Source organism: Lysinibacillus sp. UGB7 (assembly GCF_049058285.1).
Taxonomy (GTDB): Bacteria; Bacillota; Bacilli; order Bacillales_A; family Planococcaceae; genus Lysinibacillus; species Lysinibacillus sphaericus_B.
On record NZ_JBMGUV010000021.1, the window covers coordinates 20,678 to 45,364 of the forward strand.

18 protein-coding genes, 2 pseudogenes and 1 other annotated feature are annotated in these 24,687 nt (G+C 37.6%); of the genes and pseudogenes, 8 read left to right on the plus strand and 12 right to left on the minus strand.

The genetic code is table 11. The annotated features are described in order from the left end of the window. Positions 1-63 precede the first annotated feature (63 nt). Complete coding sequence (dat, locus tag ACOMCU_RS17950; RefSeq protein WP_421050921.1) at positions 64-918, minus strand: D-amino-acid transaminase; 855 nt, start codon at positions 916-918, stop codon at positions 64-66. A 26-nt stretch (positions 919-944) separates the two neighbouring features. Then, positions 945-2,351 carry a dipeptidase PepV gene (gene pepV, locus ACOMCU_RS17955; protein WP_010860243.1) on the minus strand — a complete coding sequence of 469 codons (1,407 nt, stop codon included), beginning with the start codon at positions 2,349-2,351 and terminating at the stop codon, positions 945-947. Positions 2,352-2,706: 355 nt separating this feature from the next. Between pepV and ACOMCU_RS17960 the strand changes: the two genes are divergently transcribed. Continuing rightward, a complete protein-coding gene (locus ACOMCU_RS17960; RefSeq protein WP_010860244.1) occupies positions 2,707-2,928 on the plus strand; it encodes a DeoR family transcriptional regulator in 222 nt (73 codons plus the stop codon). A gap of 142 nt (positions 2,929-3,070) precedes the next feature. Next, the gene (locus tag ACOMCU_RS17965; protein WP_010860245.1) at positions 3,071-4,246 is read left to right on the plus strand and encodes an MDR family MFS transporter; all 1,176 of its coding nucleotides are present in this window, start codon (positions 3,071-3,073) and stop codon (positions 4,244-4,246) included. Between the two features lie 193 nt (positions 4,247-4,439). Here ACOMCU_RS17965 and ACOMCU_RS17970 read toward each other — a convergent pair whose 3' ends face one another. The 4 genes from ACOMCU_RS17970 to asnB form a co-directional block, all read right to left on the minus strand. Next, positions 4,440-5,945, minus strand: a complete 1,506-nt coding sequence (locus ACOMCU_RS17970; RefSeq protein ID WP_010860246.1) for a GGDEF domain-containing protein — start codon at positions 5,943-5,945, stop codon at positions 4,440-4,442. Positions 5,946-6,111: 166 nt separating this feature from the next. Further along, entirely contained in the window at positions 6,112-6,825 is a 714-nt protein-coding gene (locus ACOMCU_RS17975; protein ID WP_421050922.1) for a pseudouridine synthase, read from the minus strand. Positions 6,826-6,833: 8 nt separating this feature from the next. Beyond that, complete coding sequence (locus tag ACOMCU_RS17980) at positions 6,834-8,447, minus strand: putative polysaccharide biosynthesis protein (RefSeq protein WP_036130691.1); 1,614 nt, start codon at positions 8,445-8,447, stop codon at positions 6,834-6,836. A gap of 260 nt (positions 8,448-8,707) precedes the next feature. Then, positions 8,708-10,555: an asparagine synthase (glutamine-hydrolyzing) gene (gene asnB / locus ACOMCU_RS17985; protein WP_421050923.1), complete on the minus strand. Its 1,848-nt coding sequence runs from the start codon at positions 10,553-10,555 to the stop codon at positions 8,708-8,710. Positions 10,556-10,872: 317 nt separating this feature from the next. Between asnB and ACOMCU_RS17990 the strand changes: the two genes are divergently transcribed. Next, complete coding sequence (locus tag ACOMCU_RS17990; RefSeq protein ID WP_421050925.1) at positions 10,873-12,123, plus strand: NAD(P)/FAD-dependent oxidoreductase; 1,251 nt, start codon at positions 10,873-10,875, stop codon at positions 12,121-12,123. 377 nt (positions 12,124-12,500) lie between these two features. Further along, positions 12,501-12,739 (plus strand): annotated as a pseudogene (locus tag ACOMCU_RS17995) (transposase); the annotation flags it as partial. A 113-nt stretch (positions 12,740-12,852) separates the two neighbouring features. On the opposite strand, the pseudogene ACOMCU_RS18000 reads toward ACOMCU_RS17995, so the two are convergent. From ACOMCU_RS18000 to ACOMCU_RS18010, 3 genes and pseudogenes are all read right to left on the minus strand, one after another. Beyond that, positions 12,853-12,994 (minus strand): annotated as a pseudogene (locus tag ACOMCU_RS18000) (transposase); the annotation flags it as partial. A gap of 243 nt (positions 12,995-13,237) precedes the next feature. Continuing rightward, positions 13,238-13,930 (minus strand): AIM24 family protein, encoded by a 693-nt coding sequence (locus ACOMCU_RS18005; RefSeq protein WP_010860251.1) that lies wholly within the window; start codon positions 13,928-13,930, stop codon positions 13,238-13,240. Positions 13,931-14,355: 425 nt separating this feature from the next. Continuing rightward, positions 14,356-15,627: an L-lactate MFS transporter gene (locus tag ACOMCU_RS18010; RefSeq protein WP_010860252.1), complete on the minus strand. Its 1,272-nt coding sequence runs from the start codon at positions 15,625-15,627 to the stop codon at positions 14,356-14,358. A gap of 971 nt (positions 15,628-16,598) precedes the next feature. Here ACOMCU_RS18010 and ACOMCU_RS18015 point away from each other — a divergent pair. From ACOMCU_RS18015 to ACOMCU_RS18030, 4 genes are read left to right on the plus strand one after another with little or no spacing between them, the layout of a single operon-like run. Next, positions 16,599-18,086: an ATP-binding protein gene (locus ACOMCU_RS18015; RefSeq protein WP_421050926.1), complete on the plus strand. Its 1,488-nt coding sequence runs from the start codon at positions 16,599-16,601 to the stop codon at positions 18,084-18,086. Further along, complete coding sequence (locus ACOMCU_RS18020; RefSeq protein ID WP_421050928.1) at positions 18,083-18,649, plus strand: response regulator; 567 nt, start codon at positions 18,083-18,085, stop codon at positions 18,647-18,649. Before ACOMCU_RS18015 ends, ACOMCU_RS18020 begins: the two co-directional genes overlap by 4 nt. A gap of 19 nt (positions 18,650-18,668) precedes the next feature. Then, entirely contained in the window at positions 18,669-18,992 is a 324-nt protein-coding gene (locus ACOMCU_RS18025; RefSeq protein WP_421050929.1) for an MFS transporter, read from the plus strand. Continuing rightward, entirely contained in the window at positions 18,965-19,339 is a 375-nt protein-coding gene (locus ACOMCU_RS18030; RefSeq protein WP_421050930.1) for a hypothetical protein, read from the plus strand. Before ACOMCU_RS18025 ends, ACOMCU_RS18030 begins: the two co-directional genes overlap by 28 nt. Before the next feature lie 487 nt (positions 19,340-19,826). On the opposite strand, the gene ACOMCU_RS18035 is transcribed toward ACOMCU_RS18030, so the two are convergent. From ACOMCU_RS18035 to leuS, 3 genes are all read right to left on the minus strand, one after another. Next, positions 19,827-20,762, minus strand: a complete 936-nt coding sequence (locus ACOMCU_RS18035; RefSeq protein WP_421050931.1) for a hypothetical protein — start codon at positions 20,760-20,762, stop codon at positions 19,827-19,829. Next, the gene (locus ACOMCU_RS18040) at positions 20,749-21,270 is read right to left on the minus strand and encodes a sigma-70 family RNA polymerase sigma factor (protein WP_051112156.1); all 522 of its coding nucleotides are present in this window, start codon (positions 21,268-21,270) and stop codon (positions 20,749-20,751) included. Before ACOMCU_RS18040 ends, ACOMCU_RS18035 begins: the two co-directional genes overlap by 14 nt. Before the next feature lie 583 nt (positions 21,271-21,853). Beyond that, positions 21,854-24,271, minus strand: a complete 2,418-nt coding sequence (gene leuS / locus ACOMCU_RS18045; protein WP_010860260.1) for a leucine--tRNA ligase — start codon at positions 24,269-24,271, stop codon at positions 21,854-21,856. 92 nt (positions 24,272-24,363) lie between these two features. Then, positions 24,364-24,577 (minus strand) — a binding site (T-box leader). Positions 24,578-24,687: the final 110 nt, after the last annotated feature.

The following is a 24,687-nucleotide window of genomic DNA, read 5'->3' on the forward strand; positions in this document are numbered from 1 at the left end:
AGAACTACTCTAAAACCTTGGTTGATCATCAAGGTTTGAGTAGCTCTTTTTAACGACTTGTGCTTATTTAGCTTCGATTGAAATTGGTAATTTCGCCTCAAATGCTTTTTGTAATTTACGTGTCCATTCACCAGGAACACCTGCACCAATTTTATGGCCATCTACATCGATAACTGGTGTCACTTCTGAAGATACAGATGACACAATGATTTCATCCATTGTTAATAGGTCGCCTTTTGTCATTGGCTCTTCAATAACTGGTAAACCAATTTCTACTGCACATTTTAAAATAACTTGACGTGTAATACCGTTTAAGATGTAGTTATTTGCTGGGTGCGTGTAAAGTTTACCAGCTTTAATACCATAAACATTGGCAGACGAGCATTCTGTTACCGTTTCACCGCGGTGTAAAATCGCTTCGTAGCAACCTTTTTCAGATGCTTCTTGTTTCGCAAGTACAGCGCCAAGTAAATTTAAAGATTTGATGTCACAACGTAACCAGCGAATATCTTCCACTAATGTTGCTTTTACACCCTTTTCAAAATTTTCGATTGAACGCTCTCCAGCTTTCACATTACCTGTTAATACAGCTGGTACACTCGCATCCGGGAAGATATGGTTACGAGAATTTGTACCACGAGTAATTTGAAAATAAACATGACCTGTGTCTAAGTTATTTTTTTCAATTAGATCGTGTAATAATTTGTGTAACACGTCTTTTGTATAAGGAATGACAAGACGAATTTTATCGGCACTGGCATAGAAACGATCAATGTGTTCTTGTGCTGTGAACATATTTCCGTTATATACTTTGATTACTTCATAAATACCGTCACCAAATTGGTAACCACGGTCTTCTGGTGATACTACAATAGATCCTTCTTCAACGATTTGATCATTCAATAATGAGTATGCCATGTTCATTCATCCTTTTCATTTTTGAGTTATTTTTGCCCTGCAAGTTCAACAATTGCTTCTGCATAAATAGCTGCAGCTTTCACTAAGTTTTCAACGATAACGTATTCATCTGCACGATGCGCTACATCCGGCTCGCCAGGGAAGAGCATACCGAATGCCACACCTTTTTTCATTACGCGCGCATAGGTACCACCACCAGTTGATAGTAATGGTGTTTCGTAATCACCTGTATGACGTCGATAAACACCAGCTAGCGCTTGAATTAAAGGTTCATCTTCACTCACATAATGAGGTTTTGAGTCATCTTGAATATCCAGGGAGAATCCTTTTTCTGCAGCTAAGCGTTGCGCTTCTGTCATTTTTTCATCAAATGGATATGATACAGAATAGCGCATACTAATGACCAGGTTGCTACCTTTCGTCACATCATAGGTTACAATACCAGGATTTAATGTCGTTTTACCTGACATTTCGTCCTCAAACTGTAAGGCAAGGGCGTGGCCATAATGGTCATGATGAAATACGTTTGTTATAAAGTCAACAAATTGCTTACTTAGCTCTGTTGTCAGCTCTTGTTGTAAAAACGCTGCAAGATAAACAGCCGCATTGACGCCTTTTTCAGGTTCCATTGCATGAGCTGATTTCCCTTTGATAGTTATTATATAGTGAGAACCATCCATTAATAAAGAGCCTTCTAGCTGATTTTTGCTTAAAAATGTTTGAAAATTCTGTTCCAATTGTGAAGAAACGAATTGAATTGTCGCTTCAGCATAATCTGGTACCATATTTGGGCGCTTCCCAGCATTAAATAGTAATAGTTGCTCTTTTATTGCATCCCCCATTTTATTTTGAGAGAACACAAGCTCTGCAATGCCCTTTTCAGCATTAATGAGCGGGAAATCTGCATCCGGTGCAAAACCGATTGTTGGCATTTCCTCATGTTTAAAGTAGTGGTCGACACAGCGGAAGCCTGTCTCTTCATCCGTACCAATAATCATACGTATACGTTTATTTAGTTGAATGCCTGCATCATTTACGAGCTTCATTGCCATCCAAGCTGCGATCGTTGGGCCTTTATCGTCAATTGCACCACGGGCAAATAGCTTACCATCTGCAACCGTGCCGCTAAAAGGCGGGTATGTCCAGTTCGCTTCATTACCAACTGGCACAACATCTACATGACATAAGATACCGAGTAAATCCTCACCTTCACCCATCTGTATATGGCCAGCATAATTATCAACATTTTTCGTCTCTAGTCCTTCAGATTGACCTTTTGCTAATAACCATTCAAGAGCCTTTAACGGTCCTTCACCAAAAGGTACTTCTGTAGTTGTTGATGTTTCATCCAGTACACTATTAATTTGCACAAGCTCCTGTAGCTCATGTACTAATTCATCTTGTCTTTCCTTTGCAGCCTGTAACCAATCCATTACATGTACCTCCTCGAAAATATAATAAGATTATTCTACTCTTTACACCAAAAATTACAATCAATTGGCTACTGATCATTTATATATTTATCTAACACTACCACATATAGCATCTATTTCACTAATTCCCACAAAATACAGTATAAATTTTGTGTATGATTTGTAAATTTCAATCGTATTCACTAGAAAAACAGCTAGTTTTTTTATATAATAAAGTTATCAGAATAATCGTTCTGAACATCAAATTAGAAAAGGGGATGTCTAAGGCAGCAACTTAAGAGCCTAAGTGCACTCCGCACATATTGTCGTCCGCTAGTCTTTGCCAAGAGAATTAAGATGAAGGAGTGGTTCATTTATGAAACCAACTACTGATCGAATGCTTAATCGTATTAAAGACGTGTACATGTTTATTTTAGACAAAGGAACCGTGTCTACACAGGATTTAGTCGAAGAGTTTAGCATCACTCCTCGCACCGTTCAAAGAGATTTGAACGTGTTAGCCTTTAACGATTTGGTGATGAGTCCAAGTCGAGGCAAATGGACAACGACGAGTAAAAAAGTAAAAATGACGTCTTAGTTTTTACGCCTAAAGCGTAAAGCATTCTTGTATGAGAAAAGGAATGACCTTTCGTCGGGGTCATTCTTTTTTTGGCCTATTTACAGTCTCTTTACAATCCGTTACACTCGTAACATTCTACATGTTGAGAGGAGGATTTTGTGTGAAACTGTCCAAGTTGTTTCACCCGCTTGTATGGATTATTTTAGGTGGAACTGTTTTTACGCGCATTGCAAGCTTTATGGCGATGCCTTTTTTAGCTATTTATCTACATAATGAAATTGACGCTACACCTTTACAGATTGGACTGACGATCGGAATTGCTCCATTAATTTCCACAGTAGGGGGCTTCTTTGGAGGTTATTTAACAGATCGTTTCGGTAGGAAAAGTGTTATTTTGCTAACAATTCTCGTCTGGAGCATCGTTTTCTTCGGTTTCGCTACTGCTCATACTATTTGGCTCTTTGTCGCATTAAACGCCTTAAATGGTTTATGTCGTTCATTTTTTGAGCCCTCGACACAAGCGCTAATGATTGACTTCACGCCAGCCGACAAACGAAAAAGACTATTTTCATTGCGCTATACAGCTATTAATATAGCAGCAGTTATAGGTCCTGTTATTGGTGTATATATTGCTAAATTATCTAGTCCCAGCATCCCATTCATACTGACAGGTGCCATGTATATCGTTTATGCCATATTTTTATTTTTCGTGTTGAATCGCTATTCAATGCAGCAACAAAAAGCAGCAACGCCAACAAAGATCTTACAAACCTTCACGATTCTCTTAACAAATCGTGTGCTCCTTAGCTTTATTTCTGGTGCGATATTAATAAATATTGGGTACTCCCAATTTGATTCAACACTTCCTCAATTAATTGAGTTGAAAATTGAAGATGGTGCCAAACTCTATTCCTTACTTATTTCATTGAATGCTGCGGTTGTCTTATTACTGCAGTTACCGATTAGTATCCTATCGGAGCGTTTTTCATCGAGAGCAACACTTCTTGTAGGTATTCTTTTCTTTGCAGTTGGTCTTATATTATTTGGCGTCTCAAATAATTATCCATTTTTTATAGCAGCGATGATAATATTTACAATCGGTGAAATTTTCACCTTCCCTACAATGAATGTCATGATTGATGACATTGCACCAGATACACAAAAGGCAACTTATTTAGGGGCTTCACAATTTAAAAATTTAGGTGGCTTTATAGGTCCAATCATTGGTGGTTGGCTGCTCACTCATTATATTGATGCTATGTTTACTGTTATTGCTATTCTTGTTCTATGTAGTTCTTTGTTTTACAAAGCGAAATCTGGGCGTTCTACCTCATAAAATAGAAATGCAAAAATCCGCTTACTTTCCACGGGCAAATTGTGAGATATTACTTGGCTCACCCCCTGCTGGAACGTAGCGAATTTTTTGTTCATAATTAATATTTTAAAAAATAAACTTCACGGTTTGCCGATGCGAACTAACTGACCAAGTAGATACAATACTTCCTATACTTTCTCTTAATATAGGATTGTTATTGCCCTGCAGCAACCTCGTTATATTTTGAGTATCGGTCTTTCCCTGCGTTCTTCGACTGATATAGTGCTTTATCTGCTCTTTCAAATAAGCTCATTTCAGATTCATTCATTTCTTCACAAATTGCTCCTCCCATACTAACTGACAGAACAGACCAACTTTGTATGTTAACATTATCATTTTTTATTTTACGAATTTTCTCCAAGATAGAATTTGCTAATTGTTCCAATTGATTCTCTTCGGTATCGTATAAGACAATTGCAAACTCATCTCCCCCAAACCTTACAACGAATCCTTTATTTTTCACCTCTTGATTTAAAATTTCTGCTGTTTTAATAAGTATTCTATCACCTTCTGCATGACCAAATTGATCATTTACTTGCTTAAAATTATCTAAATCAATTAGTAATAAACCAGGCTTATTCATTTTTCTTTTTTTCAATATGTTGTCCATCTTGCTAATATAGGTGGCGCGATTGTATACATTCGTCAGTGCGTCATAGGTTGCTAAGTGCATTGTTTTTGAAAGCAAGCGATTGATCACTAACAGCAGGATCAAGGAAGTACTCAATGCAATCATAAGCAGTAGCCAAAACTGTTGCGTATTTTTCGCTAGCGCGATTAACTCCGTTTGATTATCGTATTTCACATAGACAACCCGTCTTGTAGATTCTCCGCGTGCTGTCTCAGCCTCATATGGTAAAAAACGATACGTCTCAATATAACCATTTTTTAATTTTATTCGATATTCTGTTGACTTCATCGTTTGTTTGGCCAGCTTATAATGATCCTGAAACGTTTGCGATTGATCTTTCACCGTAGTCCTGGCAGAATTTGAGTTAGCAAAAAAAACGCCTCCAGCACTAATTGTGTGCACTTCCAACAAGTCATGATATTGTTCAATCAAATAGTGTGCGGTTTTTTCAAAATTGAAAGTTTGATAAACAGGGCAATCATTTAATTGGATACCCAACTCTAGCAAGTATTTTTTGTCGGGTGTTGCTAAGTAGCTAAATTTCCGATATCCTCCTGTTGTCGTGGAAACATCAATACCATCTATGTAAATTTCTCCACTCTCTCTTCGCTCATCCAATAAAGCAGAAAAGCGGTTACAACAAGTCTTGAAACTCAACCCTTTATCTTCTGTAAATGTCGTATAAATAACGGTATTTGTTTGATCCAATATGTATATGTCCATATCATGTTTTTTTTTCATTTGCTGTAAATCCCATGTTGCTATGTTTGGATTTTTTTCATAATATAAGGCTAATGCTCGTAGCTCTTGCTCCATCTTATCAGAAATATTATTGTCAAAATAAAAATGTGCATTATCTACAGTTTGCATATCAGTAAGAATATGATTTTCAATTAATGTTCGATTAATGGCTTGCTGTTTTTCAATATCTGCCACTAGAATTTCCCTGTTGACGTAAGAAATAACGACAACAAGTATTAAGGCAAAGGCAATTAAAGACAGTAATAATTTTAAACGCAGTTTTTTCATTCAGTTATCCTCTAGTCATTTTCCTATCATTTTTTCTGAACATTGAACATTAATCATACCATAAATTAATTAAAAACCTTTTATTGATATATCATATTATACAGTTATTGGGATAAATATGTATTTAAAAACCCCGACACTATATAGTATAGTATCGAGGTATTGTTTAATCTGTATTTTGCAAGGAAGCTAACTCCTCAATAGTCAGCTCACGATATGCACCTAACTCTAAGCTTTCATCTAATTTTAAGCTTCCCATCGAAAGGCGTTTTAAATAAGTGACATGTTTACCAACCGCTTCAAACATACGTTTCACCTGATGGAATTTGCCTTCTTGAATCGTTAACTCGATTTCCGATTGCTGAGCAGACTTTAAAATAACGAGCTTACCAGGTTTTGTTATATAGCCATCGTCTAACTCAACACCACGCGCAAAAGCCTCACCGTCGGCCCCTGTTACAATACCTTCTATAAGTGCATAATACACCTTTGGTACATGTTTTTTAGGAGACAATAAATTATGAGCTAAAACACCGTCATTTGTCAGCAGTAATAAGCCTTCTGTATCTTTGTCTAAACGACCAACTGGAAATGGTTGAAAATGCTGGTGTAGTGGCTCTAATAAATCAATGACCGTTTCATCCCGTAAATCTTCTGTCGCAGAAATAACCCCTGGCGGCTTATTCATCATATAGTAAACAAACTCTGTATATAGTACACGTTCACCAAAAACAGAGACATCTTGCTTTTCTGGGTCAACATGCATTGCCGCATCCTTAACATACGTGCCATCAACCGACACCGCTTTTTGCTTCAGGAGCTGCTTCACTTCCTTACGGGAGCCGTAACCCATGTTTGCCAGTAACTTATCTAAACGCATAATTCCTCCTATTTAAAACCCAGTTTGCTTGTAATTCGTGTCAATCGTTCACCAAGAAGTTTTTGTGCTAAGCCAATTCGTAACGATAAAAAACCATAAACTGAAATACCCACTGTAGCACAAATAACAGAATAAACTAACGCTGAAAATTTGCCGTCAACTGGTCCCATGATTAGCTCTAAAAGTTTATGAACGATTAATACACTTACTGCCATCGCCACTGTTAAAAGAGAAATTAGGATGACACGACGTATCACCATTTCTGATTTATAGTTAAGCGTTTTCTTAAGTACTAAAACATTTATCATTATAGATGCACTATAACCAATTGCTGTTGCAAGTATAGCACCATCGGCTTCCAACCAACGAATCAGCGGAATGTTAAGTGCGAGCTTTACAAAAATCCCCGAAAGTAAACTGAAGACTATCCACTTTTGGAAGTCGATACCTTGTAAAAGTGCCGCTGTTACTTGGAACAATGCAAATAAAATAGCAACAGGTGCATAATGCGCTAAAATATTTGCACCCATTTCACTTTCTGAATAGAGCATAAAGTAAATTTCATTCGCTAATAATGAAATCCCAACAACCGCTGGCAATGTTATGAAAATTAATAATTGATATGTTTTATCCATCGCATGACGTAACGATAAATACTCACCTTGTGTAAAGTATTTCGTTATGGTTGGCACTAAAGCCATTGAAAAACCAGTTGCTAGCATAACAGGGATTATGACAACTTTATGTGTCGTAAAGTTAATCATTGATAAGTACTTATCTGTCACTTCCGCTAAGCCAATAGAAGCCATCGCGCCGTTAAAAGTTAGCATATCTACTAACTGAAATAATGGGTTAGCTATTCCAACAAACACCATTGGTATCGAATACGTAATGACTTCCTTATAAATATCCGTCATTGGCAATTGCGTAGAAGTTACACTTTGACTACGCAGCATATTAAATTCTGGCTGATATTTTTTCCAGTAATAATACAGAACGATTAAGCCACCGATTGCACCAATAAACGCTGCAAATACTGCAAAAGAAATAGCGGTTTGCGGTTTTCCATTAAAGACAACTACGACTAAGAACGAACCACCTAATAACACTACAATTCGCACAATTTGCTCCACTAATTGCGAAATTGCTGTAGGTTGCATTTTATCATAACCTTGAAAGAAGCCTCGCCATAAACTCATGAACGGAACAACAATTAGCGCAAAGCTAACCCAGCGAATGACAGAAGCAATCTGCTCGACTGAAAATGCCTGTTCATCACTTTTGATGACAAGCCCCGCAATTGGCGTCGCCAATAAAAAGAGCGCTATAAATGATGCAAGGCCTGTTATCAACATCACAAGTATACCCGACTTCATGAGCTTACGACCTGACTGATAATCACCCATTGCATTATATTTAGAGACAAACTTGGATACAGCGATAGGAGCACCAGAGATGGCTACTGCCAGCATAATCGAATAGGGAATGTATGCATATTGGTACAGCGCGATATTTTCCTCGCCAACAATCGCATAAAACGGAAAAATATATATTAATCCGAGAACCTTTGATAAAAACATCCCCATTGTTAATATCGCAGTACCTTTCATTAAATTGGACATCTTATCCATCCATTCATTGTAAAATCAAACGTTTTTGTAAAGCGCTAAGCATATTTTTAAAAGACAAAAAAAGTAAACCATCTGTTATCTTAACATATTATTGGAAAACAAACGCATAATACATCGAAATATTTTAGTGAATTACAACTCAGCCAACAACCTTAGGCTCAGTTGATGTCCTTCAGATGCAGGTAGCCTTATCTGCTAAAAAAATAGCGGTTCAAAAAATCATGATGACTTTTTGAACAGCTACTTCTCTATTACATATCCACGAAAAATTGTTTATACCACACTAAAAACACATAGGCTGTCCAAATATAGCGACCACGATTAGCTTTCCCCTCGTAGTGCTCATCTAAATAACCAACTAATTGCTTAGTATCGAAAAACTCATTAGCAAAGTCAGTTGTAAACATGTCTTTCACCATATTGTAGTATTTTTCCTCACGCAACCAGTGGCGGATTGGTACTGGGAATCCAAGCTTTGGACGTTTTGCCCATTCCTCAGGTAATTCCTGGTGCGCTGCTTGTCGAAGAACATATTTCGTATCAATATCATTTACTCGATATCTTGATGGAATGTTTTTCGCCAATTCCATCACTTCTTTATCTAAAAATGGTACACGCAATTCAATCGAATGCGCCATACTCATTTTATCTGCCTTTAACAAAATATCACCAGGCATCCAGAGGTTTAAATCTAAATACTGCATTTTTGTTACATCATCGTCACCTGGTACTTCGTCATAAATACGTTTTGTAATAGTTTGAACAGATGGGCCGTTTTTGTAATCAGGTTTTAGCACATTTAATGCATCACCCTCATCCCAAACGACAGCTTCCCCGATGAAGCGCTCCTCCACCGTTTGCCCACCTTTTACCATAAAATGTGTATACTGGTTTTTGGGTAGCATCTCTGCTACACCACGTAACGCTTTACGAATTCCAAAAGGTACTTTTTCATATTGTTGCATTCTGCCTGAATTCTGGTACCAAGAGTAGCCACCAAAAATTTCATCCGCGCCTTCACCTGAAAGTACAACTGTTACATCCTTCGATGCTAGCTCAGATAGGAAGTAAAGTGGTACAGAAGATGGGTTTGACTGTGGCTCATCCATATGCCACTGAATCTTCGGTAATGCCTCAAAACATTCATCTGCAGAAATATATTTGCGTTCGTTTTGAATGTTTAATGTATCTGATAAATCTTTTGCTAAGTTTGTTTCATTGAACATATCTTCATAATCAGAAAATCCAACAGAGAAAGATTTGTCTGGGCGTAGCAATGCTGTAATATAACTAGAGTCAATCCCACCAGATAGGAAAGAACCAACTTTCACATCACTAATTTGATGCGCTTCAACAGATTCTTTCACCGTTGTGCGTATGTCTTCCACATATTTTTCAATCGTCGCTTCTTTTGCATGGAATTTTTTATCCCAATATTGCACAATTTGCTTTTGACCACTTTTAATAAGCATGTAGTGTGCAGGTGGTAACTTGTACACACCTTTAAAGAATGTTTCATCCATTGAAGAATACTGGAATGTTAAATAAGGGCGTAGGGCATTTTTATTTAATTCCTTAATGAATGCTGGGTGTGGTAAAAACGATTTTATCTCTGACCCGAAAATGAATGTGCCATCAGTCGTGTTTTCTGAATAATACAATGGTTTAATACCAAAGCCATCACGAGCGATGAATTGCAAATCATTCTTTTTATCCCATATACAGAATGCGAACATACCACGAAGTTGTTTTACAAAGTCAACGCCATACTCAACATAACCGTAAATAATTACTTCACTATCAGATTGTGTTTTAAACGTGTGACCTTTTGCAATTAGATCTGCACGTAGATCTTGGAAGTTGAAAATTTCTCCATTAAATACGAGTACGATATTGCCATCCGCACTGTATAGTGGCTGATTTGCCACATCCGATAAGTCGATAATGCTTAAACGACGGAAGCCCAACGTTACTTTATCGTCACTATGAATGCCACCGCTATCTGGACCGCGGTGAATAATAGTATTCATCATATTTTCAATTGTTTGGTGATGATCAATCACATTTGTTCCATTAATATATCCTATAAATCCGCACATCTATTTTTTCACCTCATAATTTAGTGCATAACCTCTATCATCATAGCACGAAAAAGCGTTCATTTCATGCTGTCATTGCAGATAAAGTGAAATTTTCATCGACGGGGTTTGCTCCACCGATTATTAATTAAACCTATCAGGTACTTACGTGCGCTTATCTTTCGTACTAATTCTAGAAATCTTAGGGCACGTTAGTACGGAATAGAAAATTATAAAACACTTTCGTTTAATTTTCAATGTAAAGAAGCCACCCTCTATATAGACTTCATGTATAATAGGAAAGATTCCTAAAAAGAAAAGAAAGTGAGTTCACATATATGTATGATGTTATCGTAATTGGTGGCGGGCCTTCTGGTTTAATGGCTGCCATTGCCGCTGGAGAGCGTAAAAAGAAAGTATTACTACTTGAAAAAGGCACAAAGCTCGGCAAAAAATTGGCCATCTCTGGTGGTGGTCGTTGTAATGTCACGAACCGACTGCCTGTAGAAGAAATCGTTAAGCATATTCCAGGAAATGGCCGTTTTTTATATAGTCCATTCACTGTTTATAATAATGAGGATATCATCGCCTTTTTTGAAGAGCTAGGTGTTGCTTTAAAGGAAGAGGATCATGGACGTATGTTCCCTGTTTCTAATCGCGCACAAGACGTGGTGGATGCCCTTATTCGAAGAATGCAACGCCTACACATTGAAGTCCGTCTTCACACACCTGTCAGCAAGCTACTGATGGACGATGAAAAAATTCTAGGTGTACGCCTAGCAGATGGCACCGAAATTCGTAGTGCTGCTGTAGTCGTAGCAGTTGGTGGTAAAGCAGTACCACAAACAGGTTCAACTGGAGATGGCTATCCGTGGGCCGAGCGTGCAGGGCATACGGTGACAACACTATTCCCTACAGAGGTGCCCGTTTTATCGAAAGAAGAATTTATTCAAAATCGTGAACTTCAAGGATTAGCTCTCCGTGATGTAGCCGTTTCAGTGCTCAATAAAAAAGGCAAGGTGCTCGTCACCCATCAAATGGACATGCTCTTTACACATTTCGGACTAAGTGGACCTGCAGTATTACGTTGTAGCCAATTTGTCGTCAAGGAACTAATGAAAACAGGTTATGACCCTGTCACATTGCGTATTCAAACACTTGTTGATGACAATGAAGAAACCTGTCTGCAATATTTAAACAAACTTGTGAAAGAAGAGCCAAAAAAAGCTGTGAAAAATGTTTGGAAAGGGATTGCCCCTGAACGTTGGTTACTTTTTTTATGTGAACGTGCCGGTATAGATGAACAATTAACAGGCATTGAATTATCGCAAGAAAAAATACGCAACTTGGCACGACTACTCGTCAACTTCACCATGACAGTTAGCGGTACACAATCACTAGAAAAAGCATTTGTTACTGGTGGTGGTATATCCGTTAAGGAAATAGAACCGAAAACAATGGCCTCAAAGAAGAAAGCTGGTTTATATTTCTGCGGAGAAATCCTTGACATTCACGGCTATACAGGTGGCTACAATATTACGTCTGCACTTGTTACGGGACGTATAGCAGGCATGAACGCCGCTTTATAATGTCGCGAAAGATACGACCGGAAAAACAACTGAATAACTCTTAACTCACATTTTCAAAATTACGGACATGCTCTAGACAGTAGATAAACTCAAAAAATTGAGTTTGTTTACTGTCTTTTTTCTTTTAAACATAGAAGCCTCTATAGGAACCCGTTGATTTCCGCTACGGCGGGCGCTTTTCGCGGGCATGGCTTCTGGCTCCTCGTCGCTACACTCCTGCGGGGCCTTCAACTCATGCTATTCCCGTAGAAGTCGCCGCCTGCGCTCCAATCAACTCGTGTACGTCTATCAATGAATGTCGAAAAATAGTAATACTGAACGACATCCATTAGAAATGCTGACATCGGAAAATCATTGTACGTCCTATTTAGGTGTATCATGTGGAAGAAGCCGATTATTTACGTCATCAAAGTGACATGAAACAAATCTATGCACGTCGCATAGAAACGATTGAACGTTTATTTACGTTACGAAGGAAAAGCATGGTATGCGTTGGACAACCTTACGAGGGATTTAAAAATTGGATATGCAGGCTACACTTACTTTTTCTGCCATAAATTTAAAGAAACTAGCTAATTGGACATGGCAAAGTCCAAAAGTGGTAGAAAATAGTTGAGCGTAGCGTACTACCTTCGTTATTAGGGGCTATTTGTAACTACTATTTCTGAAAGGAAATTCTGAAAAATCACGTTCCGAATACCTTTTGTCATTTTTTATGTTCAAAAATCAGCGATACGCCATATTCGTTTCGATTTCTTTGATGGTTTGACGCATTAGAGCAATTACCAAAGACATATTGAATAAACGTCATTTTAAAGACAACGACGGGATCAATACTTGGACCTCTGTAAGATGAATATAGATTTTCAACTTATGGATAGGATAGATATATGTAGACGTTGATTGGAAAGAAGGAAGGTGACTCCTGGAGGAAAAGCGGGGAAGTCGTGATCCTTGACTGTACAAAGCGAGGGAAGCTGCTCGACCCCGCCCTTAGTGGAAATCGACGGCTTTATCTAAATTTATGGTAAAAGAAAAAAGACTATAGGTTAACTCTAATAATGTCGAGTTTGTCTATAGTCTGTAGTGTGTCCGGCTTTTCAGACACGCTCTTTTAACTTTCGCTCGTAGTATAGACTTCTTCAAATGGCTGAATAATGACAAAGCCTTCGCCTGTGAATGCCATTTGAATCGATTCGCCACTTCCACGTCCAATAAACGTCCGGAAGCTAATATCTGTTTTAAATTCGGGTGTTAAGTTGCCAGACCATGCAACAGTAGCATGTGGATCAGTATAAACTGTTTCACCTGGCTTCACTAACAAGGTTAACGGTTCGAAATGTGTCGTAATCGCTACTTTCCCTCTTCCTTTTAACGTTACATTAAATAAACCACCTGACATTATTCCTGCCATTTTACGCATCAAATGAATATCCCAATCGATATTCGGCTCAAATGCCAGTAAATCATTACCGTTTACACAAATGCTTTCATCCTGTAAATCAAAGATCGTAACTTTTTTACCTTGATCGGCTAAATACAGACGTCCACGACCTTTTGCTTTCATCAATTGCGTGCCTTCGCCTGTTAAGGCCTTTTTAAACATTTTACTAAGTCCGTGCTCCATAACACGCTCTCGCTCAAATTTAATGTCTCCTATGTAAGAGATCATTGCCCCCATCTTCGACCACACTTCACCATCTAAATTAACTTCTAATACACGTTCTGTTTCTAACTCAAAAAAATCGTTGACGTTGTCATCTTGTTGCGTTTTGTTAATAAAGTCATTTAATGAAAATTTACCCATATCATTTACCCCTCCTATATATACTTTATATACGTTCAACGTTTCGAAAAGATTCAAACTTTACAGCCATAAGTTAGTTGAGATAATCGCTTAAGTCTCCACTTTGCTTCAAGCGTATTTTGATGAATAGCACCTTTTTTAGTAGGCAACCAATAGACTCCTTCTATGTCAACACTTTATGCTTTTCCATTACTTTTCGCAGTATTGCTACGTTCACAATGATATCGTAGCAAAATTTCTCTTTTAGTAACGAAATCACTTTATTTTCCATAATGTTGTTGACATCAAATAGTCACTGTTATATGTTAGACGAAGATTAATCGAGTGTTATATAACAACCGCTACTAAAAAAAAACCGCATCAGTGTCATGTGCGAAATGACACTAATACGGTCTATACATTCAAGTGCAAATTGAAAGTATTAATTATTGTGTAGCAGAGACTTCTCCAACATTTTGTGATGCTGCTTTTAAAGCTGTACGTTTGCGTACATCTGCACGTAAAGTAAGCGAAATAATAAATGAAATTGCAATTAAACCTGCAAATACATAGAATACTGGAATATAACTTCCATAAGAGTTTTTAATTGTGCTCACTAAAAGTGGACCAAAAATCCCACCTAATGACCAAGTTGTTAATAAGTAACCATGAATAACACCAAGTTGCTTCGTTCCAAATAAATCACTTGCGAATGCTGGTAAATTTGAGAAGCCACCACCATAACAACTAACAACTAAGAAAATAAGAGCTTGGAAAATGATGACATTAGTTGTGTGTGGTAACACGATAAATGCGATTAATTGTGCCGTAAAGAAAATAACGAAAACGTTCGAGCGACCAATATAGTCTGACACGGCAGCCCAAATTAAACGGCCCCCACCATTGAATAACCCCATAACACCTACCATTGCTGCGGCACCCGCAACTGATAAACCAACGATTTCCTGTGCCATCGGAGATGCTACAGAAATCATCATAATACCTGCAGTTACATTCACTAAATGCATTGACCAAAGCATCCAGAAATGCTTTGTTTTCACTGCTTCTCGCGCTGTCATAACTGCTAAATCTGTTTTTACTACATTTTTGCCTTTTTCTGCTGCTGCTTTCATGTTAGCAGGCATATACCCAGGTTTCGGTGGTGCAATATATAAAGCCCCTAAAATCATTAACGTGAAGTAACTTGCTCCTAAAATAAAGTACGTCGTAGAAATGCCAACTGCTTCCATTAAGTTAGCTGCCACTGGTGCTGTAATAAGTGCACCTGATCCAAATCCTAACACAGCCATCCCAGTTGCTAAACCACGGCGGTCTGGGAACCATTTTACTAATGTCGATACAGGGGCGATATAACCAATACCCATACCTAATCCACTAAGCACACCGTATGTTAACCAGTATAATGGCACTGAATCCATTGAAATAGCAACACCTGCTCCAGCTTGTCCTGCTCCAAATAACACGGCAGCTACCATAGCTGATTTACGTGGACCCATTTTTTCTACTAAACTACCAAATAACGCCGCTGAAAAACCAGCAAGCCCCATCATAATAGTAAAGGCAACCGTTACTTTCGTTTCGCTCCATCCCATTTCTGTAACAATTGGTAGCTTGTATACACTGTATGCATAAGCCCCACCAATCGAAAGGTGAATAGCGATTGCAGATAATGCAATTAACCATCTATTTTTATTCATAAATTCTCATTTCTCCCCTCTTTTGCTACCTGTGAAGATTTTATGAACTTCCATGTAAAACAATTTACCACTTAGAATTATTCAAATGCAAGATGTTTTTCTAAAAAATATTATTTCTCCAAAAAGTTTTTTAGAAATATCTATATATTTTTCATACCTCAATCCTTACGGCGCCTAAGTAAAAAGTCGTTTATAAAACAAATTCCACAACATTTTTTAGCTAATATTATTTTTCTACTCTATTATCTAACCACACACAAACTATTTCAAAATAATTAATTTTGTGCATATTTTCACATTTAAGTGTTATTCTCTACTATTTCCTGTTAATAGTAAATTTTATAAAGCACCTCCTCAAAGAAAGAGAGCAATATCCATCATCCAGAAATATCGAGAATGAAAGAGAAATTTAAAACTTTAACAAGCAAAAATTCTTTGCGCAAAAAGATTTAATAGAGCCAAACGATACTCAGATTATTCCTTTTAATGTATTTAATAGTAAAAAAATAAAATACATTCAATGTATATTTCCTTTTTTTAACTAAATAAACTCTTATTTTTTATTATTCAAATATACATTTTTAATGTGTACTAGATATTCATTCATACAACATCACCATATTCTATTAGAATCTTTAAACCTTCGCCAATAATTCCAATAAGAATTGTAAATCTTTATTGTTATAGTACACATGTATAATTCAGACAAAATGGCCAATATTGTATTACAACAATCTATTCTTTTATGGTAATTTATAATAGAATGCAGGTCCTAGTTTAAACGCCAATAGACAAGGTAGCATAACTACGCAATCCATTTATTTGCATAAAGGAGAAAGAGGTGGTGAATTTAATAGAAGGAGTTTTGCCATTCCTTTTACATGCCTATGAAAAATATTTCTTTACGTCTAAAAATGTTTATATTTTCGTTCATTATTGTCATCTTTTCTATTGCCACCAGTGGCGCTATTATGATTCATAATCTTGCCGGTGCTTTTGAAAAAGAATTTGGTGCACGTGCCATCGCCATCGCGAGAACTGTCTCACAACTTACAGAGGTTCAAAATAATGTGGGAAAACATCAAGGGTTTGACATCATCCAGCCAATTGCTGAACGTATTCGCTTAACAACTGATGTCGATTATATTGTGATTATCGATATGAACCGAATCCGTTACTCCCACCCGTCTGAGAGTAAGCTCGGCACAGTATTTGAAGGTGGAGACGAAATAGAAGCTTTCTCGCAACACGAATACATATCAAAGGCGCGTGGCGTACTTGGTTACTCCATTCGTGCGTTCGTACCAATTATGAATGAAGAAGGTACAAAACAAGTTGGTGTTATTACAGTAGGCTTACTCGCACCAAAATGGTATAACCTTCTAGATGAATACCAACTGGATATATTAGTATCTCTTTTTTGGGGTTTAGCCATAGGATTAGGAGGTTCTGTTTGGGTTTCCAATCATTTAAAACGTCAAACATTTAACTTAGAACCTTATGAAATCGCCCGACTTGTAGAAGAACGCTCCGGCATTATTCAAGCCATGGATATTGGGATATTAGCAACTGATGAAAGTGGAAATGTCACATTTATAAACAGATTAGCAAGACAATACACACATTTCTTCAGTCAAAAAGTTTCTAGAAAAACACTATTTAAAGATACTTGGCTTGCAGAGGATGTTATTCAGCAGCACGAAGTATATCGCCCTCTGCTGATGTATGAACAAATGTATTTGGTACGCACATTTCCGATTCGTATTTTTGAGCAAAATGCAGGCTATCTCATTATGTTAACAGACCGAAAAGAAGCGAATATGCTAGCCGAAGAATTAACTGGCATTAAAATTCTCGTCGATTCTTTACGAGCTCAGCAACATGAATACATGAACCGACTCCACAGTAATGCAGGATTAATTCAACTCGAACGTAATGATGATGCTTTAAGTCTCATTATTGATGAAATAACAGATGAAGAGAAAATCATTCAAAGCTTACATGATAAAATTCATGACTATTCCATACAGGGGTTATTGCTCGGCAAATATTCTAGAGCGAAAGAACTCGGCGTAGAGCTTACAATTGACGAAGATTGTAACCTTGCTGATTTTATGAGTGGTTTATCAGGTGGAGATATGGTAACAATCATCGGCAATCTATTGGACAATGCGATGGAAGCCTGTCTCGAAAGCCCTCATAAAGATGTTCATTTAACGTTAATCGGGGATAAGCCTCATTTATTTATAGAAGTACAGGATAGTGGGAAAGGCATTGAGGGTATGCCACAACGAATTTTTGATTACGGCTTTAGTACAAAGAAAAAGGACGGGCATGGTATTGGACTTGCACTTGTCAAACAAATTGTGGAATCAAACAAAGGTATTATCCAAGTTGAATCAACTGTCCATATTGGCACAATAATTACTATTATAGTGGGGGTGAATGAAGAGAAATGAGTAATCTTTCAGTATTTATCGTAGAAGATGATCCAATGGTACTTGAAGTAAATAAAGGATTTCTGAATAAAATGAATGGTTTTCAGTTTATAGGTGAATCAGTCAATGGACGTGACGCTTATGAAAAAATTATTGCAAAAAAACCAAATCTTATTTTACTCGATATGTTTTTACCAGATATGACAGGAATGGAATTATTTCTAAAGCTTCGCGCTGAACGTATTCCATCAGATATTATTATGATTACCGCCGCCAGAGACGCGCCAACTGTACAAGAGTCTCTCCGACTTGGTGCAATCGATTACCTCATCAAACCTTTTCGTTTTGAACGCTTTGAAAAGGCTTTGCAACAATATAAAAATTCAACAAAAAAGTTACTAAAAACAAACGCTGTAAACCAAGAGGATATCGATAAATGGCTTGGCATTCAGCAGGCATCTTTTGAATTACCAAAAGGCTTAAACAATATTACTATGCAACAAATTTTAGATTATTTAATGGCACATAGAGTCTCTATTACTTCTGAACAACTTGCTCGCGGCGGCGCTAGCCCATATAAGTGAAGAGATTGAAAGTCAATCGATGGGGCTCGCCACCTCACTTTATATTTCAAGTAATGCACTTGGTGGAACAATTGGTCGCTTTGTCATGGGCTCAGTGACGGAACGTTACTCTTGGGAGACAGCGTTTTTATCACTTGCGTTACTTGGTTTCATCATTTTTGTGATCGTCTGTATAGCACTCCCAAAATCTAAGCATTTTGCACAACACGCACGTACTATAAAAAAAGATCTACATGGTTTTTGGAGTCATTTAAATAATCCAAATCTGCTGAAGTTATTTGGATTGGGATTATTTTACAAATATCATTTACAGGAATGTGGACTTTTATTTCGTTTCATTTAATAGAACCACCCTTCTCTCTTTCATTAAAAACGATATCTTTCATTTTTTTAGCCTATAGTCTAGGTATAATCGGTTCACCAATAAGTGCAATTGCAGAGAAAATGGCTATCAACTGCATAAAAACTTTTGGCGTGCTTCTATTAGTAAGCGGAATAACGCTAACGTTAAGCCAATCGCTTGTCATCATTATTTTTTGTTTATGTATTGAGTGTTTAGGCTTCTTCACTGCCCATGCATTAACATTAGCAACGGTTAGTCGTACCGCAATTCATCAAAAGGGGGAGCGCTTCCAGCTTATATCTCGTTTCTTATTATATTGGGGTCACTTGTGGGAGTACATTGCTTAGTCCCATATGGGGATTTTATCAATGGCAAGGCATCGTGTTTATCACGATAATTCTGCTATTCTGCCCATTATTTATGTATTTTTTTTACTTCAAATAAGGAAAAAATTAATGCCGATTAATCGAACCCATGCTTCACAAATTTAGTCGAAGAAGTGTCTCAAATCACTTTTGAGACACCGCTGACTGGAGGAAAGCGAAGAAGATTTTCAACATAAGTAGACAGCTTGATTGTTTGAAGGTTTTAGACGGCACCTTCTTCGTACGAACACTCGAATTGTCAAAAATCCTAAGTTCGATAATCACTCAGTTTCATCTTTTATTTTTGGGGCCAGAAACTCCACTTTCCTAGTAATACGATAATGACTTAGCTATGATTCACCAAATTATCTAATATTATTTCCTCTAGGACATACAGCTTTCTATCGGATTGGTTTGTTTCAACCTTTGCATGTACAATGAAAATGAATGTACAACTACCCTTCATTTGCTAAATCATTACTATAATTACAATTAAAAATAATATACCTATTAACCAGCCTACTATAGATATCAAATGCTCTTTTAATTGATGCCCAAATAGACGATTAATGGTTAAACTTATCAACACGCTAACGATTATTGTCATTACAATAACAGGCTTAAATAACATCCATCCTTTGGAAATAAATAAGTAGATGACAAAAAACATAAATACGGAGAAAATTACTTCCACTCTTTTATGTGTCATATTTGCATATCGATTTTTTCTTTTTATCCCCAATTTTCTGCGCATTATATACTCTACTATAGCAAGCGTTAGCAAGAATATTACAAGTAATGTCAACAGCGTGGATTTACTGCTTGTATCACCTCCTATTAATGTCATCATATTTTCCGCCACATCTCCCTCTACAACATAAAACAAATCTGTCTTCATATCGATAAAGCCAATCCCTGTTTCATAGGTTTTCATTTTTAGCTGTAGTATTTGACCGTGTTCGAATTCTATATAAATATCCTGGAAACTACCTGTAAAACTCATCTCTCCCACACCCAAACTGGCCTGCTCTAACATGTCATGCAGTAACTGTATATCTGCTGGAGCTTTGAAGTTTTCTTGCAGGACATTCCAAGCATATTTCTGTGCTGCAAATGTAAATCGGTCATTATTTTTTATTACCGTAAATTTTTTAATTTGAGACGGTTGTTTCATCACCTCGTCTAAATGTGCAATTGTTTGTAGTTCTTCAGTTCTTGTCCAAGGCCCAACTAGTATAAAGAGGAACAAAATAGTCAACGTAGCAATTAGTACAGCCGGATATTGCCAATTTACACCTTTACTAGAAGGTTTCGTCGTCTGTTGTAATATCTTCTCTTTTAGATTTTGTGAAAATTGTCCTTCTTTTCCTAGTTCACGATTTAGTTTGTCCTTAAAACCTGTCATCAACTAGCACCTCCCAATCGCCTCGTTCGAGTTTCCCTTGTAGCATTTGTCTCGCTCGACGTAACCTTGTTTTTACAGTATTGTCACTACAACCAAGCATATCAGCTATTTCACGCACCTTAAGTTCCTGATAATAATAAAGAATTAACACCTCTCTATAAACCATCGATAGTTCAAACAGGGCCGCTCTCAAAGTTTTCCGCTCATCCGCTTCCATCAAATCCATTTCAGGCGTTCGCTTGCTTGCCCCAATAGGCAACTTCTCAAATAATAAATGTCGTTTATTTTTCCAACTTCGTAAATAATCATGACTTTTATGTACTGTAATTTTCACTAAATATGTTTTTAGCGAAGCTCTTTGCTCAAAGCGATTCTGTTGACGATAATAGGCGATAAATACATCTTGTACGATTTCTTCTGCAATTGCCCAGTCTTTTACATATAAATAAGCTACCCGAAGACAATATTCACCGTGTTCATCCATAATGGTAGCTAAATGCTCACTCAAACAAACACCCCCTTTTTCTTCCATCCACTCTATAGTCGTAAGGAATCTTCACTTGGTTTCAGTATAATGAAAAAAACGCCCAAGTATTGGACATTTTGTACATATCAATGTGTATTGACAATAATCGATTTAACGAATTGGCGAATGGATCCATTTTGCTTCAGCATACTTTTCGAGTATATTTCCCTTATTATGCTGTACATTTCTAGTTGTTCATGTTTCTTGATTTGATTCTTTGTCGTGATGGTTCATCATCTTAACAATTTACTTTAGTACGTGTTAGATAATATTTAGTTGATTGGAACGGAGGGCGATGACTCCTGCCAGAAAAGCGGGACAGACAAGATCCTGGACTGAGCATAGCGAGGGAAGCGGCTTGGCCCCGTCCGCAGAAAGCGTTCGCCCATAGGTGGGCATCAACGGTTTTATCTATATTTATTGGGTCAGATTACTCAGGAATTGTTGAATACCAATGAAAATAAAATATTACATATGTAAGCTTATCTATTAATTACACTTACAAAGTAAAAAAACCGAATAATACGCTTATCATAAGCATATTACTCGGATCTCCATAAATTCTTTATTTTACTACGATGTTCACAAGCTTACCTGGAATAACAATTACTTTTACTAAGTTTTTGCCTGCCATATATTCTTGTACTTTGTCGTCTGCTAGTGCTACTTTTTCAATCTCTTCTTTCGAAGCATCTTTTGATACAATAATTTTCGCACGCACTTTACCTGCTACTTGCACAGCTACTTCTACTTCGTCATCCACTAATTTTGATTCGTCGTATGCTGGCCATTCTTCGTACGAAATTGACCCTTCGTGTCCAAGCAATTGCCATAATTCTTCTGCAACGTGAGGAACGATTGGTGCAAGCAACTTCACAAAGCCTTCAACGTAAGCCATTGGCACTACATCTGCTTTATAGCAATCATTAATGTATACCATCATTTGTGAGATAGCTGTATTAAAGCGCATACCTTCGTAATCCTCTGTCACTTTTTTCACAGTTTGGTGGTATGACTTTTCAAGCGACTTATCATCAGAAACTTGAACCTTTGCGGCTAATGTTCCTTGTTCTTCATTCACAAATAGACGCCAAATGCGGTCTAAGAAACGACGAGCACCATCTAATCCATTCGTCGACCACGCAACAGAAGCCTCTAGAGGACCCATAAACATTTCATAAAGACGTAATGTATCTGCGCCGTGAGAAGCAATGATTTCATCTGGATTCACAACATTGCCTTTTGATTTAGACATTTTTTCGTTACCTTCACCAAGAATCATTCCTTGGTTGAATAACTTTTGGAATGGTTCTTTCGTGTGTACCACACCTAAATCGTATAGAACTTTATGCCAGAAGCGTGCGTATAGTAAATGCAGTACCGCATGTTCCGCTCCACCAACATAAATATCAACTGGTAACCAGCGCTTTAGTAACTCTGGGTCTGCAATTGCTTCTGTATTGTTCGGATCGATATAGCGAAGGAAATACCAACTTGAACCTGCCCATTGTGGCATTGTATTCGTTTCACGACGCCCCTTCTTACCTGTTTCAGGATCTACAACATTGACCCAATCTGAAATATTGGCCAGTGGTGATTCACCTGTACCAGAAGGACGAATATTTTCCGTTTTCGGTAGCACTAATGGTAATTCACATTCTGGTACTGGCGTCGTTGTACCATCTTCCCAATGAATCATTGGAATTGGCTCACCCCAATAACGCTGACGAGAGAATAACCAATCACGCAGACGATAAGAAATTTTCTTCTCACCCACACCTTTTTCCTCTAACCATTCGATTGCTTTGGCAATGGCCTCAACTTTATCAAGACCATCTAGGAAACCAGAGTTAATATGCTTACCGTCGCCAGTGAATGCTTCATTTTCGACGTCTCCACCTTCAAGCACTGCTTTGATGTCTAAACCAAATTCTTTGGCAAATTCATAGTCACGCTCATCATGTGCAGGAACCGCCATAATTGCACCTGTACCGTAAGTAGCAAGTACATAGTCTGCAATCCAAATTGGCATTTTATGACCGTTTACTGGGTTTACTGCATAAGCGCCAGTGAAAACACCTGTTTTTTCTTTCGCTAAATCTGTACGTTCAAGGTCAGATTTTAATTTTACTTTATCTAGATATGCTTCGACCGCTTCTTTTTGGTCAGCAGTTGTAATTTGTGCTACTAATTTATGTTCTGGTGCAAGTACTGCGTAAGTGGCACCGAATAATGTGTCTGGACGAGTTGTGAAGACTGTAAAGTTTTTGTCTGTCCCATCGATGTCAAATGTTACTTCTGCCCCTTCTGAACGACCAATCCAGTTGCGTTGCATATCTTTAATTGATTCTGGCCAGTCTACTTCTTCTAAGTCATCGATTAAGCGGTCTGCATAAGCAGTAATTTTTAGCATCCATTGCTTCATTGGACGACGTTCTACTGGATGACCACCGCGCTCTGATTTCCCATCAATGACTTCTTCGTTTGCAAGTACTGTGCCTAATGCTGGGCACCAGTTTACAGCTACTTCATCTATATACGCTAAACCTTTTTTGTAAAGTTGAATGAAAATCCATTGTGTCCATTTGTAGTATTCAGGATCCGTTGTGTTAATTTCTCGATCCCAGTCATAGCTAAAGCCTAATTCTTGGATTTGACGCTTGAATGTAGCAATATTTTTTGCAGTAAATTCAGCTGGGTCATTTCCTGTATCTAGTGCATATTGTTCTGCTGGCAATCCAAATGCATCCCAGCCCATAGGGTGTAGAACATTATAGCCTTGCATACGCTTGAAACGTGATAGGATATCTGTTGCTGTATAACCTTCTGGATGCCCTACATGAAGACCTGCGCCAGATGGATATGGGAACATGTCTAATGCATAAAATTTCGGTTTAACCGTTTCATTTTCTGTTTTAAATGTTTTGTTGTCAGCCCAATATTGCTGCCATTTTTTTTCGACTTGTTGATGAATAAAAGTCACGTAAATTCCTCCTTATATATGTGCATTGTTTACTTACTGTTATAATTGACAAAATATTTAAAAAATAAAAAAACTCGCCCCTTCCTTTGTTAGAAAGGGACGAGAGAGTTCTTTATCTCCCGCGGTACCACCCAAATTAGTGATCACACTCGGCTCAAGCTTCCTTAACGCGGAAGGAACGGCGCACGTGGATTTCACGCGAGCAGACTCAGCAGGCGAGTTCAATTTGCTTTCTTGCTAGCTTCCACCAACCGCTAGCTCTCTAAAAAGAAAAACAAATTTACTATTCCTCATCACTGTCTTTACATGTATTGCATTTATTCTAATGGAAAGTTCTGAAAAGCACAAGTGCCTTTTTGGTGCCTGGCACGCACACAATTTACACACAATTAGCAAAAAAATTTTTTCAGGGCATT

What these genes read in the sequence shown, in the direction of transcription:
- asnB (WP_421050923.1), bottom strand. Translation starts at nt 10,555, where the DNA reads ATGTGCGGATTTATAGGATATATTAATGGAACAAATGTGATTGATCAT.
- ACOMCU_RS17970 (WP_010860246.1), bottom strand. Translation starts at nt 5,945, where the DNA reads ATGAAAAAACTGCGTTTAAAATTATTACTGTCTTTAATTGCCTTTGCC.
- ACOMCU_RS18030 (WP_421050930.1), top strand. Translation starts at nt 18,965, where the DNA reads ATGTGGACTTTTATTTCGTTTCATTTAATAGAACCACCCTTCTCTCTT.
- ACOMCU_RS18010 (WP_010860252.1), bottom strand. Translation starts at nt 15,627, where the DNA reads ATGAATAAAAATAGATGGTTAATTGCATTATCTGCAATCGCTATTCAC.
- ACOMCU_RS18025 (WP_421050929.1), top strand. Translation starts at nt 18,669, where the DNA reads ATGGGGCTCGCCACCTCACTTTATATTTCAAGTAATGCACTTGGTGGA.
- ACOMCU_RS18015 (WP_421050926.1), top strand. Translation starts at nt 16,599, where the DNA reads ATGATTCATAATCTTGCCGGTGCTTTTGAAAAAGAATTTGGTGCACGT.
- ACOMCU_RS17990 (WP_421050925.1), top strand. Translation starts at nt 10,873, where the DNA reads ATGTATGATGTTATCGTAATTGGTGGCGGGCCTTCTGGTTTAATGGCT.
- dat (WP_421050921.1), bottom strand. Translation starts at nt 918, where the DNA reads ATGGCATACTCATTATTGAATGATCAAATCGTTGAAGAAGGATCTATT.
- ACOMCU_RS18035 (WP_421050931.1), bottom strand. Translation starts at nt 20,762, where the DNA reads ATGACAGGTTTTAAGGACAAACTAAATCGTGAACTAGGAAAAGAAGGA.
- pepV (WP_010860243.1), bottom strand. Translation starts at nt 2,351, where the DNA reads ATGGATTGGTTACAGGCTGCAAAGGAAAGACAAGATGAATTAGTACAT.
- ACOMCU_RS17960 (WP_010860244.1), top strand. Translation starts at nt 2,707, where the DNA reads ATGAAACCAACTACTGATCGAATGCTTAATCGTATTAAAGACGTGTAC.
- ACOMCU_RS18020 (WP_421050928.1), top strand. Translation starts at nt 18,083, where the DNA reads ATGAGTAATCTTTCAGTATTTATCGTAGAAGATGATCCAATGGTACTT.
- ACOMCU_RS17975 (WP_421050922.1), bottom strand. Translation starts at nt 6,825, where the DNA reads ATGCGTTTAGATAAGTTACTGGCAAACATGGGTTACGGCTCCCGTAAG.
- ACOMCU_RS17980 (WP_036130691.1), bottom strand. Translation starts at nt 8,447, where the DNA reads ATGTCCAATTTAATGAAAGGTACTGCGATATTAACAATGGGGATGTTT.
- ACOMCU_RS18005 (WP_010860251.1), bottom strand. Translation starts at nt 13,930, where the DNA reads ATGGGTAAATTTTCATTAAATGACTTTATTAACAAAACGCAACAAGAT.